The organism is Phytopseudomonas punonensis, assembly GCF_900142655.1.
Lineage (GTDB): Bacteria > Pseudomonadota > Gammaproteobacteria > Pseudomonadales > Pseudomonadaceae > Aquipseudomonas > Aquipseudomonas punonensis.
The window spans coordinates 356,633-374,202 of the sequence record NZ_FRBQ01000002.1; the positions used below are offsets into that span (position 1 = coordinate 356,633).

General features: G+C 61.5%; 17 protein-coding genes and 1 tRNA gene. 12 read left to right on the plus strand and 6 right to left on the minus strand.

What is annotated here, in order from left to right; all coding sequences use genetic code 11:
• A complete protein-coding gene (locus BUC40_RS08350; protein ID WP_073264540.1) occupies positions 1-1,290 on the minus strand; it encodes a M18 family aminopeptidase in 1,290 nt (429 codons plus the stop codon).
• A gap of 272 nt (positions 1,291-1,562) precedes the next feature.
• On the opposite strand from BUC40_RS08350, the gene BUC40_RS08355 reads away from it, so the two are divergent.
• A complete protein-coding gene (locus tag BUC40_RS08355; protein ID WP_073264542.1) occupies positions 1,563-1,829 on the plus strand; it encodes a DUF4212 domain-containing protein in 267 nt (88 codons plus the stop codon).
• 10 nt (positions 1,830-1,839) lie between these two features.
• Entirely contained in the window at positions 1,840-3,606 is a 1,767-nt protein-coding gene (locus tag BUC40_RS08360) for a sodium:solute symporter family protein (RefSeq protein ID WP_073264544.1), read from the plus strand.
• Between the two features lie 57 nt (positions 3,607-3,663).
• Here the strand turns inward: BUC40_RS08360 and BUC40_RS08365 are convergent, their stop codons facing one another.
• A complete protein-coding gene (locus BUC40_RS08365; RefSeq protein WP_083593406.1) occupies positions 3,664-4,386 on the minus strand; it encodes a 4'-phosphopantetheinyl transferase family protein in 723 nt (240 codons plus the stop codon).
• A gap of 213 nt (positions 4,387-4,599) precedes the next feature.
• Here BUC40_RS08365 and BUC40_RS08370 point away from each other — a divergent pair, with 213 nt between their 5' ends.
• From BUC40_RS08370 to BUC40_RS08390, 5 genes are all read left to right on the plus strand, one after another.
• Positions 4,600-5,208, plus strand: coding sequence for an outer membrane protein (locus BUC40_RS08370; protein WP_073264546.1), 609 nt, complete (start codon positions 4,600-4,602; stop codon positions 5,206-5,208).
• Positions 5,209-5,279: 71 nt separating this feature from the next.
• A complete protein-coding gene (locus tag BUC40_RS08375; protein WP_013792025.1) occupies positions 5,280-5,957 on the plus strand; it encodes a response regulator in 678 nt (225 codons plus the stop codon).
• 56 nt (positions 5,958-6,013) lie between these two features.
• A complete protein-coding gene (locus BUC40_RS08380; protein WP_208605764.1) occupies positions 6,014-7,324 on the plus strand; it encodes an ATP-binding protein in 1,311 nt (436 codons plus the stop codon).
• 284 nt (positions 7,325-7,608) lie between these two features.
• Positions 7,609-8,937: a dicarboxylate/amino acid:cation symporter gene (locus BUC40_RS08385; RefSeq protein WP_073264550.1), complete on the plus strand. Its 1,329-nt coding sequence runs from the start codon at positions 7,609-7,611 to the stop codon at positions 8,935-8,937.
• Positions 8,938-9,182: 245 nt separating this feature from the next.
• Positions 9,183-9,350, plus strand: a complete 168-nt coding sequence (locus BUC40_RS08390; RefSeq protein ID WP_244160622.1) for a hypothetical protein — start codon at positions 9,183-9,185, stop codon at positions 9,348-9,350.
• A gap of 220 nt (positions 9,351-9,570) precedes the next feature.
• Here BUC40_RS08390 and BUC40_RS08395 read toward each other — a convergent pair.
• The 3 genes from BUC40_RS08395 to mobA form a co-directional block, all read right to left on the minus strand.
• Positions 9,571-9,647, minus strand: a tRNA-Pro gene (locus tag BUC40_RS08395).
• A 104-nt stretch (positions 9,648-9,751) separates the two neighbouring features.
• Positions 9,752-9,973, minus strand: a complete 222-nt coding sequence (locus tag BUC40_RS08400) for a YgdI/YgdR family lipoprotein (RefSeq protein WP_073264555.1) — start codon at positions 9,971-9,973, stop codon at positions 9,752-9,754.
• Between the two features lie 108 nt (positions 9,974-10,081).
• The gene (gene mobA / locus BUC40_RS08405) at positions 10,082-10,654 is read right to left on the minus strand and encodes a molybdenum cofactor guanylyltransferase MobA (protein WP_073264557.1); all 573 of its coding nucleotides are present in this window, start codon (positions 10,652-10,654) and stop codon (positions 10,082-10,084) included.
• A 68-nt stretch (positions 10,655-10,722) separates the two neighbouring features.
• On the opposite strand from mobA, the gene moaB reads away from it, so the two are divergent.
• The 5 genes from moaB to BUC40_RS08430 all read left to right on the plus strand — a co-directional run bounded on the left by moaB (position 10,723) and on the right by BUC40_RS08430 (position 15,403).
• Entirely contained in the window at positions 10,723-11,262 is a 540-nt protein-coding gene (moaB, locus tag BUC40_RS08410; protein WP_013792019.1) for a molybdenum cofactor biosynthesis protein B, read from the plus strand.
• Positions 11,259-12,470 (plus strand): molybdopterin molybdotransferase MoeA, encoded by a 1,212-nt coding sequence (locus BUC40_RS08415; RefSeq protein ID WP_073264560.1) that lies wholly within the window; start codon positions 11,259-11,261, stop codon positions 12,468-12,470. Before moaB ends, BUC40_RS08415 begins: the two co-directional genes overlap by 4 nt.
• A gap of 105 nt (positions 12,471-12,575) precedes the next feature.
• On the plus strand, positions 12,576-13,472 hold the full coding sequence (yegS, locus tag BUC40_RS08420) for a lipid kinase YegS (protein WP_073264562.1): 897 nt from the start codon (positions 12,576-12,578) through the stop codon (positions 13,470-13,472).
• A gap of 122 nt (positions 13,473-13,594) precedes the next feature.
• Complete coding sequence (locus BUC40_RS08425; protein WP_073264563.1) at positions 13,595-14,524, plus strand: chemotaxis protein CheV; 930 nt, start codon at positions 13,595-13,597, stop codon at positions 14,522-14,524.
• Positions 14,525-14,596: 72 nt separating this feature from the next.
• Complete coding sequence (locus BUC40_RS08430; RefSeq protein WP_073264565.1) at positions 14,597-15,403, plus strand: MOSC domain-containing protein; 807 nt, start codon at positions 14,597-14,599, stop codon at positions 15,401-15,403.
• A gap of 93 nt (positions 15,404-15,496) precedes the next feature.
• On the opposite strand, the gene BUC40_RS08435 is transcribed toward BUC40_RS08430, so the two are convergent.
• Entirely contained in the window at positions 15,497-17,422 is a 1,926-nt protein-coding gene (locus BUC40_RS08435) for a transglycosylase SLT domain-containing protein (protein ID WP_073264567.1), read from the minus strand.
• Positions 17,423-17,570 lie beyond the last annotated feature (148 nt).

Genomic DNA, 17,570 nt, shown 5'->3' on the forward strand with positions numbered 1-17,570 from the left:
TCAGGGCAGGTCATGGCTGTTATAGAAGGCGCTGAGCACTTTCACCAGATGTGCCAGGTCCTGGCTGCCGGCCAGTTCGCGAATCGAGTGCATGGCGAAGGTCGGCAGGCCGATATCCACGGTGCGCACACCGAGCTGGCTGGCGGTGATCGGGCCGATGGTCGAGCCACAACCCATGTCGCTGCGAGTCACGAAGCTCTGCACCGGCACTTCGTTTTCCAGGCACAGGTGGCGGAAGAAGCCGGCAGTTTCGCTGTTGGTGGCGTAGCGCTGGTTGCTGTTGATCTTGATCACCGGGCCGGCGTTGAGCTTAGGGCCGTGGTTGCCGTCGTGCTTGGCTTCATAGTTCGGGTGCACGCCATGGGCGTTGTCAGCCGAAACCAGCAGCGAACGCTGAATGGTGCGCACGAAGCCGTCACCTTCCGGCAACACGCGGCGCAGCACCTGCTCGAGCATCGGGCCATCGGCGCCGCACGCCGAGCTGGAGCCGACTTCTTCGTGATCGGTGCAGACCAGTACGCAGGTTTCTTCGTCACCGGAATCCAGCAGCGCTTGCAGACCGGCGTAGCAGGACAGCAGGTTGTCGAGGCGCGCACTGGCGATGAAGTCCTGGTTCAGGCCCACAACGGCAGCGCTTTGGGTGTCGTAGAAACTCAGCTCGTAGTCGAGCACCGCGTCGGCGTTGAAGTCGTGCTCCATCGCCAGCTGCTCGCTGAGCAGTGCGCGGAAGTCGGCGCCTTCTGCGCCAGCGAGCTGGGCGAGGATCGGCGGCAGCTCGTTCTGCGCGTTGATCGCCCAGCCCTGGTTGGCTTCACGGTTGAGGTGGATGGCCAGGCTGGGGATCACGGCGATGGGCTGGTAGAAGTCGATCAGCGCACTTTCCACTTTGCCGTCGCGGCGATAGGTCACCCGGCCGGCGAGCGACAGGTCGCGGTCGAACCAGGGCGCCAGCAGCGCGCCACCGTAAACCTCCACACCAAGCTGGAAGTAACCCTGGCGTTGTAGCTCGGGGTTGGGCTTGACGCGCAGGCACGGGCTGTCGGTATGGGCGCCGACCAGGCGCACGCCGCCTTCGACCGGCGAGCGGGTGCCGAGCTTGAAGGCGATGATCGACGAATCGTTGCGGGTTACGTAATAGCGGCCACCGGCTTCGGTGTGCCAGGGCGCGCGCTCGTCGAGCTGACGGTAACCGGCGGCTTCGAGGCGCATGGCCAGGCTGCTGGTGGCATGAAAGGGGGTAGGGGAGGCGTTGAGAAAGTCGAGCAGGCCTTGATTCAATTCTTCGCGCATGGGGCACTCCGGACGGCAATCTGCCGAGTTTATCGGATTTGCCCTACCGTCGGTGGGACGCGATGCGTTCGGCCGCTGTCGTCACATCCTGTCACGTCTTGGTTCAGCGCCTGAATTTGGCATGTTAGGCGGCCAGGCCGCGAGCTAGAAGGGCTGTGCCCAGGCATGTTTGCGGGCGCGCGGAGCCATGCGACTAAAGTCGAACAACGGGGTGGTTCGAGGCTGCTAGGTTCAAAACGCCATTAGAACAATAACAACCCCGAGGAAAAATCATGGCCATGTCCAAGCAAGAGGCCGCTACGGCCTACTGGAAGGAGAACCTGCGGCTGATGCTCTGGCTGCTGGTGATCTGGTTCGCCGTCTCGTTCGGCTGCGGCGTGCTCTTCGTCGATCAGCTGAACACCATCAACGCCTTCGGTTTCCCGCTGGGATTCTGGTTCGCCCAGCAAGGCTCCATCTACGTGTTCGTGCTCGAGATCTTCTTCTACGTCTGGAAGATGAATCGCCTCGATCGCAAGTACAACGTCCACGAAGAATGAGGCCGCGAACATGAGTACGCAATTTCTGATCTACCTGTTCGTGGGGGCTACCTTCGCGCTCTATATAGGTATCGCGCTGTGGACACGTGCCGGCTCCACCAGCGAATACTACGTGGCCAGCAAGGGCGTCCACCCGGTGCTCAATGGCATGGCCACCGGTGCGGACTGGATGTCGGCGGCATCCTTCATCTCCATGGCTGGCATCATCGCCTTCGCCGGTTATGACGGCTCGGTCTATCTGATGGGCTGGACCGGCGGTTACGTACTGCTGGCCATGTGCCTAGCGCCGTACCTGCGCAAGTTCGGTAAATTCACGGTGCCGGAGTTCATCGGCACCCGTTACTACTCCCAGACTGCACGCATGGTGGCAGTGGTCTGCGTGATCTTCATTTCCTTCACCTATGTGGCCGGGCAGATGCGCGGGGTTGGCATCGTCTTTTCGCGTTACCTGGAAGTGAGCATCGAAACCGGCGTGGTCATCGGGATGGCCATCGTGTTCTTCTACTCCGTGCTCGGCGGCATGAAGGGCATCACCTACACCCAGGTGGCGCAGTACTGTGTGATGATCTTTGCCTATATGGTGCCGGCGATCTTCATCTCGATCATGATCACCGGCAACCCGATCCCGCAGCTGGGCTTCGGCAGCGAGGTCACCGGCACCGGCCAGAGCGTGCTCGAACGCCTCAACGGGCTGGGCGCGGAGCTGGGTTTCACGCCGTACACCGATGGCAGCAAGTCGACCACCGACGTGTTCTTCATCACCATGGCGCTGATGGTCGGTACCGCCGGTCTGCCACATGTGATCGTGCGCTTCTTCACCACGCCGACGGTCAAGGATGCACGCAAGTCGGCCGGTTACGCGCTGCTGTTCATCGCCGTGCTGTACACCACCGCGCCTGCAGTGGCAGCGTTCGCCCGTACCAACCTGCTGACCAGCATCCCCAACACCAGCTACGAGGAGGCGCCGAACTGGTTCAAGACCTGGGAGAACTCCGGCCTTATCGGCTGGCTGGACAAGAACAACGACGGCGTCATTCAGTACGGCCCGGGCGCGGCGTTCGCCGGCAAGCCGACCTACAGCGCCGAGCGCGGCGATGTGGGCCAGCGCATGCTGACCAACGAGCCGACTGCAGCGGGTAACGAGGTGTACGTCGACAACGACATCATGGTACTAGCCAACCCGGAAATCGCTGGCCTGCCGGGCTGGGTGATCGCCCTGATCGCTGCTGGTGGTCTGGCGGCGGCCTTGTCCACCGCAGCCGGTTTGCTGCTGGTGATCTCCACCTCGATCTCCCATGACCTGCTCAAGAGCAATCTGATGCCCACCATCAGCGAGAAGAAGGAGCTGCTGGCCGCGCGGATCGCGGCGGGGCTGGCTGTGGTGATCGCTGGTCTGTTCGGCATCTACCCGCCGGGTTTCGTCGCTCAGGTGGTGGCATTCGCCTTTGGGCTGGCGGCCGCTTCGTTCTTCCCGGCCATCGTCATGGGCATCTTCTACAAGCGCATGAACAAGGAAGGGGCGATTGCCGGGATGGTCGTGGGCCTCACCTTCACCTTCGCATACATCATCTACTTCAAGTTCATCAACCCGACGGCGACCGCCAATGAATGGTGGTTCGGCATCTCGCCGGAAGGCATCGGCACCCTGGGGATGATCTTCAACTTCGTCGTGGCCTTCGTGGTGTCGCGCATGACCGCACCACCACCGGAGCATATCCAGCACCTGGTCGAGGACATTCGTGTTCCCCGTGGCGCTGGCGCTGCAGTCGATCACTGATAACGCTGAGAAAACAGAACCAGGCGCCGGCAATCGGCGCCTGATTTTTTTATGCCTTCAGTTGGCGATCGCCACCAGGCTAAGCACGCGGCCTTCAATCTCGGCATACAGGCCCGACAGCTGGCTGCCGGCTGGCCAGTCGGGGCTCAGCGTTTGCAGCAGGCGCAAGGTGGCGGTGCCTGGCTGCGTATCGAGGCTCAGCAGTTCCGCGTCTTGGAAATAGAAGCGCGTGAGTACCAACGGATAGAGCGCCTTGAACAGGCTCTCCTTGAGAGAGAAAGTCAGGCTGATCCGCCAGGCTCGCTGCTCGGGGCTCAGCTGCGCGATGCGGCTCAGCTCAGCAGGGGTGAGAATCTCCTCCACCAGCCGCTCGGCGCGTTGGCTCGGTAAAAGCCGCTCGACATCCAGGCCCAGGCCGCGCCACTCGCTGGCTGGCGCGACGATGGCCGCTGCCCAGTCCTGGCCATGGGTGATCGAGCCGCTGACCTGCGCTGGCCACTGCGGCGCCCGGTCTTCGCCGACTGCGGGCACGCTGGCCACGCCGGTGACCCGATACAGCGCCTCGCGCGCGCAGACACGCCCGGCCAGATGCTCGGCCTGGCGCTTGGCGACACCGCGAACCGGCGGCACACCAACGACGGCGTAATCGCCTTCGTCGAGTCGGCTGGGATCGAAATGGGTGCTGATCAACTGCGCACCGGTCATTGGCCGCGTGAACGGCCAATGATCGTCGAGGGGGCTGCAGCAGCGAGGCAGGTAGGTCCGAATCATGGCCGGCATTCTGCCGCGCCTGCCGGCGGCTTACCAGCCGGATAAACAGCAGTGCTCGGTTGGTCAATGTGACGGCTGCGAATAAGCTTGCACAAGGCAATGTCCGGGTCAGGCCCGCCGTTCAGGTGAGGTTCAGCGAGGGTTCAGGATGGGTTCAGTAGCCAGCGGGCAGGATAACTCTCGAGTTTTTCATTAACCCACTGCCAATCGAGAGGCATCTCCATGAAAGCGACTCTGACCAAACTGGCTCTGGCAACTTCCCTGGTATTCGGCGCTGCGGCCACCGCCCATGCCGACAACAATTTCGCTGGTTTCACTTGGGGCCAGACCAGCAACAACATTCAGAAGTCTTCGGCGCTGAACGCCAATCAGGGTAATCCGAACTTCGACAGCGTGATCAACAATGAAAGCACCTGGGGCATCCGTGCCGGCCAGCAGAACGATGTCGGTCGTTACTACGCCACCTACGAATACATCTCCGGCAGCAACGACGGCCTCAAGCTGCGCCAGCAGAACCTGCTCGGCAGCTATGACGCCTTCCTGCCACTGAACGAGAACGGCACCAAGCTGTTCGGTGGTGGCACCCTGGGTCTGGTGAAGCTGGAGCAGAACAGCCCAGGTGTCTCGCGTGACACCAATGTCGGGTATGCTGCGGGCTTGCAGGCAGGCTTGCTGCAGGAAGTCAACGAGAACGCCTCCATCGAAGGTGGCTACCGTTACCTGCGCACCAACGCCAGCACCGAGTTCGCGCCGCACGGCGAAGGCAAGGTCGGCTCCCTCGACCTGCATAGCAGCGGGCAGTGGTACCTGGGTGCCAACTACAAGTTCTAAGTCTGTTGTAGAGGGTTCGGGTCGCCCGCTGGGCGGCCCGGCTTCACTCCTGATGAAGAGGGCATGCAACGATGAAATTGCTGGTCGTGGAGGATGAGGCGTTATTGCGTCACCATCTCTATACCCGACTCGGCGAACAAGGCCACGTGGTAGACGCGGTCGCCAACGCCGAGGAGGCGCTGTATCGCGTCGATGAATACCACCATGATCTGGCTGTGATCGATCTCGGTCTACCAGGCATCAGCGGGCTGGACCTGATTCGTCAGTTGCGCAGCCGCGACAAGACCTTTCCCATTCTGATTCTCACCGCGCGCGGCAACTGGCAGGACAAGGTCGAAGGCCTGGCCTCTGGCGCCGACGATTACGTGGTCAAACCCTTCCAGTTCGAAGAGCTCGAAGCGCGCCTCAATGCGCTGCTGAGGCGCTCCTCCGGGTTTATCCAGTCGACCATCGAAGCGGGCCCCTTGCTGCTCGACATGAACCGCAAGCAGGCGCTGATCGATGGCGCTGGCATGGGCCTGACCGCCTACGAATATCGCATCCTCGAATACCTGATGCGCCACCATCAGCAGGTGGTGCCCAAGGAACGTCTGATCGAGCAGCTCTACCCAGACGACGAAGAACGCGATCCCAATGTGATCGAAGTGCTGGTTGGCCGCCTGCGGCGCAAGCTGGAGAGCTGCAACGGCTTCAAACCGATCGAAACGGTACGCGGCCAGGGTTATCTGTTTACCGAGCGCTGCCGGTGAGCTCACGCGTTGCACAGTTGAAAACGCGCTGGGTGTCCTCTCTGCGTTTGCGTTTGATGCTCGGCAGCACCGTGATCGCTGTGCTGTTCATGCTGGCGCTGTTACCGGCGCTGCGCGGGGCCTTCGTGATCGCCCTGGAAAAATCCGTCGAGAAGCGCCTGGCCGCCGATACCGGCGCGTTGATCTCCGCCGCTCGTACCGATGACGGCAAGTTGCGCATGCCCAGCAAATTGCCCGACGAAGAATTCGATCTGCCGGATGCCCAGTTGCTGGGCTACATCTACGACCGCGACGGCAACTTGGTCTGGCAGTCACCCTCCACGCGCGATATCAGCGTTTCCTACATGCCGCGCTACGACGGGCGTGGCGATGAGTTGCTGCGCACCATGGACCGTCAAGGCCGCGAGTTCTATATCTACGACGTGGAAATCAAGCTGCTGCGTGGGCAGAGCGCGGCGTTCAGTATCGTCACCATGCAACCGGCCAGCGAAACCCAGGCGCTGTACAACGATTTCATGAAGCAGCTCTACCTGTGGCTTGGATGTGCTTTGTTGCTGCTCTTGGGCTTATTGTGGTTCGGGCTGACCTGGGGCTTTCGCAGCCTGCGTGGCTTGCGCGAAGAGCTCGATGAAGTCGAGGGCGGCACCCGCGAGCGGCTGAGCGACGATCACCCCCGCGAACTGCTGCGCCTGACCGGCTCGCTGAACCGTCTGCTGGACAGCGAACGCCAGCAGCGCGAACGCTATCGCCATTCCCTCGATGACTTGGCGCACAGCCTGAAAACGCCGCTGTCGGTGCTGCAAGGCGCTGTCGAGGTGATTGCCGCCAAACCGGAAAACCGTGAGCAGTCGCAGATTCTGCAGGGACAGATCGAACGTATGAGCCAGCAGATCGGCTATCAGCTGCAGCGTGCCAGCCTGCGCAAGAGCGGTCTGGTGCGCCACCGCGTGCCGCTGGCCAACGTGGTGGACAACCTCTGCGGAGCGTTGGACAAGGTCTATCGCGACAAGCAGGTCAGCGTGCAGCGGCAGTTCGATGCCTGGCTGGAAATACCCATGGAGCGGGTCGCGCTGCTCGAACTGCTCGGCAACCTGTTGGAAAACGCCTACCGGCTGTGCCTGGGGCAGGTACGCATCAGCGCCCGTATCGAAAATGGCGCCTGCCAGCTGTGTGTCGAGGATGACGGCCCAGGTGTGCCGGTTGATCAGCGTGAGCGCATCCTGCGCCGTGGCGAGCGGCTGGATGCCCAGCACCCGGGGCAGGGCATCGGTACCGCGGTGGTCAAGGACATCATCGAAAGCTATGAAGGCGAGTTGTTTCTCGAAGAGTCCGAGCTCGGCGGCGCGGCGTTTCGGGTACGCATCTGAGCACTAATCCAGCGTTTTGGTGGGAATCCGCCAGGCTCGCCTGAGTACCCGTGCGGAAAACCGCCATCGGCGAGCGCCGGGCGCTTTACTCCTCCTGTTGAAAACCCCTTGTAGCAAAGCTCTGGCAGGATTTTTCTTGTGTGGCATGGCGCTTGCTTTTGCAGCGTCAAGGTCGCGAGATGCGCCCTATAACAAATCCCTCCAGGTCAGGAGGGTTGGCGCCTAAACAAGAAAGGTGGTGCGGACGTCGCTGGATGTCATTGCCGCGCCCAAGAGGATTCACCATGACTGCCACAACGCATGAAGTTGTCCGTCAACCGTTTTACAAAATGCTCTATGTCCAGGTGTTGGCTGCCATCACCATCGGTATTCTCCTCGGTCACTTCTATCCTGAGACGGGCGTTGCCCTAAAACCGCTTGGTGATGGCTTCGTCAAGCTCATCAAGATGGTCATCGCACCCATCATCTTCTGTACCGTAGTCAGCGGCATCGCCGGCATGCAGGACATGAAGGCAGTCGGCAAGACCGGTGGCTACGCGCTGCTGTATTTCGAGATCGTTTCCACCATCGCCCTGATCATCGGTCTGGTAGTAGTCAACGTCGTGCAGCCGGGTGTCGGCATGCACATCGATCCAAGTACACTGGATGCCAGCAAGATCGCAGCCTATGCCCAGGCCGGTGAAGCGCAGACCACCATCGGCTTCCTGCTCAACGTGATTCCGGCCACCGTGGTCGGCGCGTTCGCCAACGGCGACATCCTGCAAGTGCTGTTCTTCTCGGTGATCTTCGCCTTCGCCCTGCAGCGCATGGGTGAGTTCGGTCGTCCGGTACTCGAGTTCATCGATCGCATCGCTCACGTCATGTTCGGCATCATCAACATGATCATGAAGCTCGCGCCTATCGGTGCCTTCGGCGCCATGGCCTTCACCATCGGCCAGTACGGTGTCGGCTCGCTGGTGCAGCTGGGCCAGCTGATGCTCTGCTTCTACATCACCTGCTTCTTCTTCGTGCTCGTGGTGCTGGGCGGTATCTGTCGCGCCCACGGTTTCAGCGTTCTGCGCCTGATCCGTTACATCCGTGAAGAGCTGATGATCGTGCTGGGTACTTCGTCGTCCGAGTCGGCACTGCCACGCATGCTGACCAAGATGGAAAAACTCGGTGCCAACAAGTCGGTCGTTGGCCTGGTAATCCCTACCGGTTACTCGTTCAACCTCGACGGTACTTCGATCTACCTGACCATGGCTGCGGTGTTCATCGCCCAGGCCACCGATACCCCGATGGACATCACCCACCAGATCACCCTGTTGCTGGTGCTGTTGGTTGCTTCCAAAGGCGCTGCTGGCGTGACTGGTAGTGGCTTCATCGTCCTGGCTGCCACCCTGTCTGCTGTCGGCCATCTGCCTGTTGCTGGCCTGGCACTGATTCTCGGTATTGACCGCTTCATGTCCGAAGCCCGTGCGTTGACCAACCTGGTTGGTAACGGTGTGGCCACCATCGTGGTTGCCAAGTGGTGCAAAGAGCTGGACGAAGACACCCTGCAGCGCGAGCTGGCTTCCGGTGGTCGTCCTGACGTGATCGGCGCGCCTGTCGATAGCACTGGCAAGGCCTCCTGATAGCTGATGTCGTCGACCTTCCCGGCTAGGGAAGGTCACCTGGCCCGCCCTTGTGGCGGGCTTTTTTATGGGTGGTTGAAACTGCAGCAAGGCTGGCACTTGGCCTTTAGGTAACCTGTTCTATTGAGTCAAGCTCGGTTCGGTCAGAAAATTTCATTGCAGCTAGCGTCGCGCGCGACCAAGGGTTTAGTGCGTGGTGCTGCTCATCAACCCAAATGGACGGTGAGGTTTCTATGAAAGACAACATGAAAAAGACTCGCTCACGCAGCGTGAAGCTGGCCGCACTGCTGCTCGCGGGCATTGCGTTCAGCAGCACCGCCAGTGCCTGGACGTTCGAGCGTGGCTGGAGCTGCGAGAACAAGTGGTATGAGATGGGCCTGATCGAGCTGATTGCCTGCGGCGGTGGGGGCTGATTCGCGAACAGTCGGTTCGCCATGTTTCAGCAGCCAATGCTTCCCCAGTAGCCCGCTCTTGAGCGGGCTTTTTCATGCTCTGTAGAAAGTCATCGTCCAGCCGAGGGCTGGCTTTGGCACAGTCAGCTCCATGACTCTAAGCACGGATGGCTTCTGGTTGGGGTGGACGTGAAAGTGCCAAAACGAAAAAAACGGCCACAAGGGCCGGTTTTTTGGGATTTGGTCGGAGAGACAGGATTCGAACCTGCGACCTTCTCGTCCCGAACGAGACGCGCTACCAAGCTGCGCTACACTCCGAATTCGCCAAATTCTACTCAAAAACTTTTGCAACACAAGGGGTTAGCAAAAAAATTTAGTTGGGCGCCGTGGCTGCACGAGCGCCCAGCTGAAGAGCAGGGCGCTTACAGTTCCTTGACGGTACGAACCTGATCTTTGTTGACTTTGGTGCGTTTGCCGTCCAGTTGCTCAAACTCATAGAAGCCCGAGTCGCTATCGAAATCAGGACGATCTACGGTCTGGATTTCCCGGCCGTCATTCAGGGTGATCACCGATGGCGTGGAACAGCCAGCCAGGGTAACCAGGCCGAAGGCGAGTAGAAACGCAGCGGTAGTCCGTTGCTTCATGGCATGTCTCCTTAAATCGAAACTGAGTGATTACCTTGGCTCAGACGAGCATGTCGAACCCAAGTTCCACGGTATTTATCCACCCGGGGCGCGCTCGCTGCAAGTGCGTTACTGGAGCAGCTCCGGCGAATTGAGGTTGCTCAGGCGCGGATCGTCGATATCGCAGAGCAGTGCAGCGGGCTGATGATGGCGCAGCCAGCGTTGGGTGCTGCGCTCTCCCGCCTGCCAGGCCTGTTCGAGCGATGGCAGCAAGCTGCGCGGGATAACAGCGAACAGTGGCTCCCAGTAGCCGCCGCGTTGTGCCATGACAGGGCCATCGGCCGCCACTGCCAGCAGGCTTTCGATTAGCGCACGATCCACTCTGGGCGCGTCGCAAGGCAGTACCAGCAGTAAGGGATGGCGGGCCACTTGCAGCGCTGCGCGTATGCCGGCCAGCGGGCCGGGGTAATCGGCGCTGTCGTCGCCAACCAGGCGGTCGGCGTAGGCAGCGTAGGTATCCTGATTACGGTTGCAGGAGATGATCAGATCATCCGTCAGCGGCCTTACTACCTCGTGCAGCCATGCGATCATTGGTCGCGCTTGCCAGGCCACCAAACCCTTGTCGAGCCCGCCCATACGCTGGCCGCGCCCGCCTGCGAGCACGGCCACCGAGAAGGGCTGAGACGGGTCTGGGGCGGGCATGGCGGGGTCTCCGGAGATGGCGCTGTGGTATAACACCAGCCATTGTTCACGACAACTGGAAGCCTGCCATGAGCCACAAGGCCGATGCGCCATTCGTGCCCCTGAATATCGCCGTTTTGACCGTTAGCGATACCCGCACGCTGGAAACCGATACCTCCGGGCAACTTTTCGTAGATCGCCTGAAAGCGGCAGGGCATAACTTGGCCGAGCGAGTGCTGCTCAAGGACGACCTCTACAAGATCCGCGCGCAGGTTGCGACCTGGATCGCCGAGGACGTAGTGCAGGTCGTGCTGATCACTGGTGGCACAGGCTTCACTGGCCGTGACAGCACGCCAGAAGCGGTAGCCTGCCTGCTGGACAAACAGGTCGACGGTTTTGGTGAGCTGTTTCGACAGATCTCCACGGCCGATATCGGCACCTCCACCATTCAATCTCGGGCACTGGCCGGCCTGGCCAATGGCACGCTGGTGTGCTGCCTGCCGGGCTCGACCAATGCCTGTCGCACCGGCTGGGACGGCATCCTTGCCGAGCAGCTCGATGCTCGCCATCGCCCGTGTAATTTCGTGCCACACCTCAAGCTCGCAGCACCTTGCGAGAGCCGCGGATGAGCGAGCCCCATGCGCCATTAATGTCGATGGAGCAGGCGCTGGAGCGCTTGCTTGCGCTGGCCGAGGCTACGCCTATACGTGGTCAGGAATCTGTTGATCTGGCCGATGCTGACGGGCGCGTACTGGCCGAGCCGATGATCGCTGGCCTGGATCTGCCGCCCTGGGCGAACAGCGCCATGGATGGCTATGCCTTGCGCCTGGCGGACTGGCAGGGCGAGGCGCTGCTGGTTAGCCAGCGCATTCTTGCTGGCACCGCGCCCGACGCACTGCAGCCGGGTACCTGCGCGCGTATTTTCACTGGCGCGCCGATTCCGGTTGGCGCAGATACCGTGGAAATGCAGGAGAACGTCAGCCTTACGGATGACGGCCGCGTGCATTTCAATCAGCCGCTGAAAGTTGCGCATAACATCCGCCCTCAAGGGCAGGAAACCCGCACTGGCGAAACGCTGCTCGCCGCGGGTATGCGGCTGGGGCCGATCGAGCTGGGGCTGGCAGCGTCCATTGGCCTGGCGCAATTGCCGGTACGCAGCAGGCCGCGGGTGGCCGTGCTGTCCACCGGTGACGAGCTGGTCGAGCCTGGCCGGGCACTTGGCGCCGGGCAGATCTACAACAGCAACCGCTACCTGCTGGTGGCCTGGCTGCAGCGCCTGGGCTGTGAAGTCATTGATGGCGGCATCCTGCCCGATGACCTTGAACGCACGCGCGAAGCGCTCGGCGCGCTGCAGGATGTCGACCTGATTCTGTCCACTGGTGGCGTGTCAGTCGGCGAGGCGGACTTTCTCGGTATTGCGCTGCGCGAGGCCGGCGAGCTGGCCCTGTGGAAGCTGGCAATCAAACCGGGCAAGCCGCTGACCGTTGGCGAGTTCCGCGGGCGGCCGGTAATCGGCCTGCCGGGCAATCCGGCGTCGACGCTAGTGACCTTCGGACTGTTGGCGCGGCCTTATCTGCTGCGCCGCCTTGGTGTGCAGAAAGTCAGCCCGCTGGGCTTTCACGTACCAGCGGGCTTTTCCTGGCCCAAGCCAGGCAAGCGCCGCGAGTTCCTGCGTGCGCGCTTAGAGAACGGACGTGTGGTGCCTTACTCGAACCAGAGTTCCGGGGTACTGCGTAGCGCCGCTTGGGCCGAAGGACTGGCTGAAGTGCTGGAAGGCCATAGCCTTGCCGAAGGCGACAGCCTGCGCTTCATTCCAATGAGTGAGCTGCTCGGCTGACACTCTGAGCTACAGGCCGCAATGCAGCAGCGATAAACGTGATTATTTCGCCGGCCTGCTGTCTGCATAGGCAGCACTGTCCTCAATCGCGTTTTCGGAGCCGTTATGCAAGAGCGTAAAGCACTGTTGATCCTGCATGGTAAGCAGTCCCTCAATGAAGAGGTGCGTGCGGCGGTCAAGGCCCAGCGTGAGCGCGGTTGGGATCTTGCCGTGCGGCTGACCTGGGAAGCGGGTGATGCCCAGCGTCTTGTCGCCGAAGCCTTGCAGGCCGGTTACCCGACGCTGATTGCCGGCGGCGGCGACGGCACCCTGCGTGACGTTGCCGAGGCAATGGCCAAGGCAGACGCCGATGCTAGTCTGGTGCTGCTGCCCCTGGGCACCGCCAATGACTTCGCCAACTCCGCCGGTATTCCGCTTGCGCCGGGCGAAGCGCTGCGTTTGCTCGACACGCCAGCGCAGCCCATCGACCTGGGTGAAGTCGATGGTGAGCTTTTCCTCAACATGGCCACCGGCGGTTTCGGCTCCAATATCACTGCCAACACCTCCGAAGACCTCAAGCGCTTTCTGGGTGGCGCGGCCTACATGCTCACCGGCCTGACCCGTTTCGCTGAGGTTCGTTCGGCCTTTGGTCGCTTCAAAGGGCCTGATTTCGAGTGGGAAGGTGAGTTTCTCGCTCTGGGCATCGGCAATGGCCGCCAGGCCGGTGGCGGCCACGTGCTGTGCCCGCATGCCCGGATAGACGATGGCCTGCTGGATGTGTGCATCGTGCCGGCTGCGCCGGATGTGGTTGGTACTCTGGGCACGCTGTTGTCCGGCGGCCTGAAAGGCATCGAGGGCGTATCGATCAGCGCGCGGCTGCCATGGCTGGAAATCGATGCGCCAGAAGGACTGGATCTGAACCTCGACGGAGAGCCTCGTGGCGGCCATAAACTGCGTTTTGCCGCGCGGCCACGGGCGTTGCGTTTGCATTTGCCGGCCGCCTCACCTTTATTACAAGACTGAGTACGCTGGCACTGGTGCGGCGCAGTGCGCTGGTGCAAGATGGCGTTGCGCCATGCCCGCTACAGTAATTGCACGACTGGCCGATAGCTTCATACGAACACTACGCCTCACAGGAGCGAATAATGGCCGGTATTCTCGACACCGTTGATCAACGGACGCAGCTGGTAGGTGAGAACCGCCTGGAAATTCTGATGTTCCGCCTGGCAGGCCGGCAATTGTTCGCCATCAACGTGTTCAAGGTGCAGGAAGTGCTGCACATGCCCAAGCTGACCTTGATGCCTCATCGGCATCGGTTCGTTTGCGGGGTGATCCACCTGCGTGGCCAGACTCTGCCGGTCATCGATCTGTCCCAGGCCATCGGCATGCGCCCGATCGTGCCGGACGAGCGCAGCACCATCATCGTCACCGAATACAACCGCTCGATTCAGGCGTTCCTGGTCGGTGGCGTCGACCGCATTCTCAACCTCAACTGGGAATCCATCCTGCCGCCACCGGGCGGAGCAGGGCGCCAGCATTACCTGACGGCGATCACCAAGGTCGATGACCAACTGGTGGAAATCATCGACGTCGAAAAGGTACTGGCCGAGATTGTGCCTTACGACACGCGCATTTCCGGTGACCGCCTGGCCGACCCGCTGCTGGAAAAAGCCCGCGGTCGCGAAGTACTGCTGGTCGATGACTCCAGCGTGGCCCTGGCGCAGTTGCGCGATACCCTTTCGCAACTCGGCATGAAAATGCACATCGCCACCGACGGGCTCAAAGGCCTGCAGATGCTCAAGGCCTGGGCAGATTCCGGCGTGGTCATCACCGACAAGTTGCTGATGATGTTCACCGACGCCGAAATGCCGGAAATGGATGGCTACCGTCTAACCACCGAAATTCGCCAGGATCCACGCCTGCGTGATCTGTATGTCGTGCTGCACACCTCGTTGTCCGGCAGCTTCAACGATGCCATGGTCAAGAAGGTGGGTTGCGACAACTTCCTGTCCAAATTCCAGCCCGACAAGCTGGTGGATGTAATTCGTCAGCGTCTTGCTCTCGACGAAAAGTAAAACTCCGGCAGCTTGAGCCATTACGGCGGTTTGCGTATAACCGCCGTTTCGCTCAAGTCAGGACGCCGAGCCATGCATCTCTCCGCGCTGTACCGCTTCCCTCTGAAATCCGCCATGGGTGAATCCATGCCAAGCCTGCAGCTCGACGCTTTGGGCGTGGCTGGCGATCGCCGCTGGATGTTCGTCGATGCGCAGAACGGACGGTTCATGACGCAGCGTACCTTCCCGCATATGAGCCAACTGCAGGCGCGCTGGAATGCCTCTGGCGGTCTCTCGCTCGAAGCGCCTGGCATGCCCGCGCTGCAGGTGGCGCTGCCAGAACCTGATCAAGCATTGCGTGGCGTGATCATCTGGCGCGATACCCTGCGTGTGCCGGATGCTGGCGACGAGGCCGCGGTCTGGGGCAGTGAGTTTCTGGGCAAAGCCTGCCGCCTGGTTCACGTGCCGGAAGATCGGGCGCGCTACATCGAAGGCAACCTCAATGATGACGAGAAGGTCGGCTTCGCTGATGGCTTCCCGTTGCTATTGATCGGCCAGGCGTCACTGGATGACTTGGTCGCCCGTGTCGGCAGACCGCTGGAGATGCTGCGCTTTCGCCCCAATCTGGTGGTGCAAGGCAGTGAGCCCTACGCCGAGGACAGCTGGACGCGCATTCGCATCGGCGGTGTCGAATTCACTCTCGCCAAGCGTTGTGCGCGGTGCGTGATCACCACTATCGACCCGCAGACCGGTGAGCGCAGTGCTGACCGTGAGCCACTCACCACGCTGCGCAGCTATCGCCAGGGCGAAGGTGGCATTCTGTTCGGGCAAAACCTGATCAACCACGGCAGCGGCGAGCTCGAGCTGCAGGTCGGCATGCCGATCGAGGTGCTGGCGTAGGTTGATGCATTCATTCTGGATGTAGCCCGTGTCGAGCGCAGCGACACCTGGGGATTGCCTCGGGTGCCGATATGAAGACGCGATGCAGCGCTTCTACTGATCGAAATAACGCTCGTGCCAGCCCACCAGCGGCTGCGGAGCGTTGAGCTTGTCGCCGTAGATCACCGCGTAGGACAGCACGTTCTGCACGTACTGGCGGGTTTCGTTGAACGGAATGTTTTCTACCCACACGTCGTAGGACAGGTGATTGGCACCGCGCAGCCACTGCCGAACGCGGCCCGGGCCAGCGTTGTAGGCCGCCGACGCCAGCACCCGATTGCCATTGAACTGACCGTAGATCTGGCTCAGATAGGCGGCGCCCAGCTGGATGTTGACGCTGGGCAGCAGGGCATTGTTCGGGTTGCTCAGTGGAATGCCGAACTTGCGTGCGGTTTCCTTGGCGGTGGCCGGCATCACCTGCATCAGGCCCATGGCGCCCACATGGGATTTGGCGTCAGCCATAAAGCCGCTTTCCTGGCGGGTAATGGCGAATACCCAGCTGGAGTGCAGGCCGCGCTTCTTCGCCTCGGCCGTCAGTGGCTCGCGATGAGCCATCGGGAAGCGGATGTCCAGATCGTCCCAGTACTTTGCCTGGCTGATGGTACGGATCGCCGGGAAGTACCACTGCATGTCGTAAGCCAGACGCGCCTGAGCGACCAGCTCGTCGCGGTCGAAATGGCGGCTGGCGTGGTACCACTCGCGGCGGCCGTCGACGACCTGGCCGCGGTCGTGAAACTCCATGGCGCGGCGGATGCCGGGCGCATTCCGGACCTTTTTCATTACCGCCGGGCTGAGCTGCAGCGGCGCGTTTTTCAGGTAGTAGGGTTCTTTGACCTGGTCGGCCGCCATGAAGCCGTAGAAGTCGCGCTCCTTGGCCAGTTCGTGAAATAGCGGTTGGGCGGCTTTGCTGTTCGGTTGCGCTAACTGCAGGCTGCGTGCCTGCCAATAACGCCAGCGATTGGTCGTGGCCAGGGATTCGGGCATACGGTTGATCAGCTTGTAGGCGTCGTCCCAGCGGCCCAGGCGCAGCAGCAGACGAGCGCGCCATTCGCTGACGGTGTCGTCGCGTAGGTTGGGATCGTACTTGGCCATCACATCGAGCGCGCGCGGGTCGAAACGTCGTGCCAGAGTCAGGCCTATCTCGTTGGCGATGGCGACCTTTTCCTGTTCGGAGAAACGCATGCGCTGCGAGTAACCCTCGAGCAGACTCAGTGCCTGTTCCGGGTCCTGACGAGCCAGGCGCCGCAGGCCTAGGCTTACCACGTCACCCATGGCGTCGTCGGCCGGCGTGAAGCGCGCGGTCTGGGTAAGCATTTGTGGTTTCTGGGCGACCTCGACGAGCAGCTTGCCGTGGTTGCTGAGCGTTGGCAGGTCCTTGCTCAGGACAGTTGCCAGGCTGTAGTTGCGCGCCTCGGCGGCCAGTTTGGTGCGCTGCCAGCGGCGCTGCTCGGTCATCTGGCCTTCTGCCGCCCAGCGCTCGAACAGGCGGTTACAGGCTTCAGGCTGCGACTTGCCAACCAGCCAGAGCTTCTCGGCGGTAGCGTAGCCTTCGGCGCGCTGGCCCTGAATGAGCTGGCGCTGGCCGTTGAGGCAGTCGAGTTCGGTGAAGTTGAGCGCCGGATCGTAGTACTTGGCGAAGGTCTGCCATTCACCACGCTCGGCCAGCCAGCGCAGCCAGCGCAACTTCATCCAGCTCGCTTGCGGTAGATCGCCGTTAGCGGCGAGAAAGCCTTCGATTTCCTGATTGCTAGCCCACTTCAGGCGTGCGGTTAGCTCGTCGTATGCGAGGTAAGGCGTCAGCGGGTAATCGCGCAGGGCGCCGGCGTATCGCTCATAGGGGCCTTTGTCGCCTTTGGCGAGCGCGGCTTTGGCTTCGTCGTAGTACTGGCGCTGCTGTTGCAGGCTCGCGGCCTGGCTGAGCGTGGATGCAGCGGCGCAAAGAATCAGGCAGGACAGCAGACTGGGCAAACGACAGCGCATGGTACTTCCGGGGTGATCTCGTGAGCGGGCGCGATCTAGCTGATGCAGGTCGCCTGGTGTGCCCTTGGGGCAGGTGCCGGTAAGCGCCGTGTTGTGTAGTAACCATCGGGCGCGGCCATGGCAACGGTCGCTAGCTTAGCCTTTTGCC

Bases quoted from the DNA above. Each gene is read 5' to 3' on its own strand.
- BUC40_RS08400 (WP_073264555.1), bottom strand. From the start codon at position 9,973: ATGAAGCAACGGACTACCGCTGCGTTTCTACTCGCCTTCGGCCTGGTT.
- mobA (WP_073264557.1), bottom strand. From the start codon at position 10,654: ATGCCCGCCCCAGACCCGTCTCAGCCCTTCTCGGTGGCCGTGCTCGCA.
- BUC40_RS08360 (WP_073264544.1), top strand. From the start codon at position 1,840: ATGAGTACGCAATTTCTGATCTACCTGTTCGTGGGGGCTACCTTCGCG.
- yegS (WP_073264562.1), top strand. From the start codon at position 12,576: ATGCAAGAGCGTAAAGCACTGTTGATCCTGCATGGTAAGCAGTCCCTC.
- BUC40_RS08365 (WP_083593406.1), bottom strand. From the start codon at position 4,386: ATGCCGGCCATGATTCGGACCTACCTGCCTCGCTGCTGCAGCCCCCTC.
- moaB (WP_013792019.1), top strand. From the start codon at position 10,723: ATGAGCCACAAGGCCGATGCGCCATTCGTGCCCCTGAATATCGCCGTT.
- BUC40_RS08390 (WP_244160622.1), top strand. From the start codon at position 9,183: ATGAAAAAGACTCGCTCACGCAGCGTGAAGCTGGCCGCACTGCTGCTC.
- BUC40_RS08355 (WP_073264542.1), top strand. From the start codon at position 1,563: ATGGCCATGTCCAAGCAAGAGGCCGCTACGGCCTACTGGAAGGAGAAC.
- BUC40_RS08350 (WP_073264540.1), bottom strand. From the start codon at position 1,290: ATGCGCGAAGAATTGAATCAAGGCCTGCTCGACTTTCTCAACGCCTCC.
- BUC40_RS08430 (WP_073264565.1), top strand. From the start codon at position 14,597: ATGCATCTCTCCGCGCTGTACCGCTTCCCTCTGAAATCCGCCATGGGT.
- BUC40_RS08415 (WP_073264560.1), top strand. From the start codon at position 11,259: ATGAGCGAGCCCCATGCGCCATTAATGTCGATGGAGCAGGCGCTGGAG.
- BUC40_RS08375 (WP_013792025.1), top strand. From the start codon at position 5,280: ATGAAATTGCTGGTCGTGGAGGATGAGGCGTTATTGCGTCACCATCTC.
- BUC40_RS08435 (WP_073264567.1), bottom strand. From the start codon at position 17,422: ATGCGCTGTCGTTTGCCCAGTCTGCTGTCCTGCCTGATTCTTTGCGCC.
- BUC40_RS08380 (WP_208605764.1), top strand. From the start codon at position 6,014: ATGCTCGGCAGCACCGTGATCGCTGTGCTGTTCATGCTGGCGCTGTTA.
- BUC40_RS08425 (WP_073264563.1), top strand. From the start codon at position 13,595: ATGGCCGGTATTCTCGACACCGTTGATCAACGGACGCAGCTGGTAGGT.
- BUC40_RS08385 (WP_073264550.1), top strand. From the start codon at position 7,609: ATGACTGCCACAACGCATGAAGTTGTCCGTCAACCGTTTTACAAAATG.
- BUC40_RS08370 (WP_073264546.1), top strand. From the start codon at position 4,600: ATGAAAGCGACTCTGACCAAACTGGCTCTGGCAACTTCCCTGGTATTC.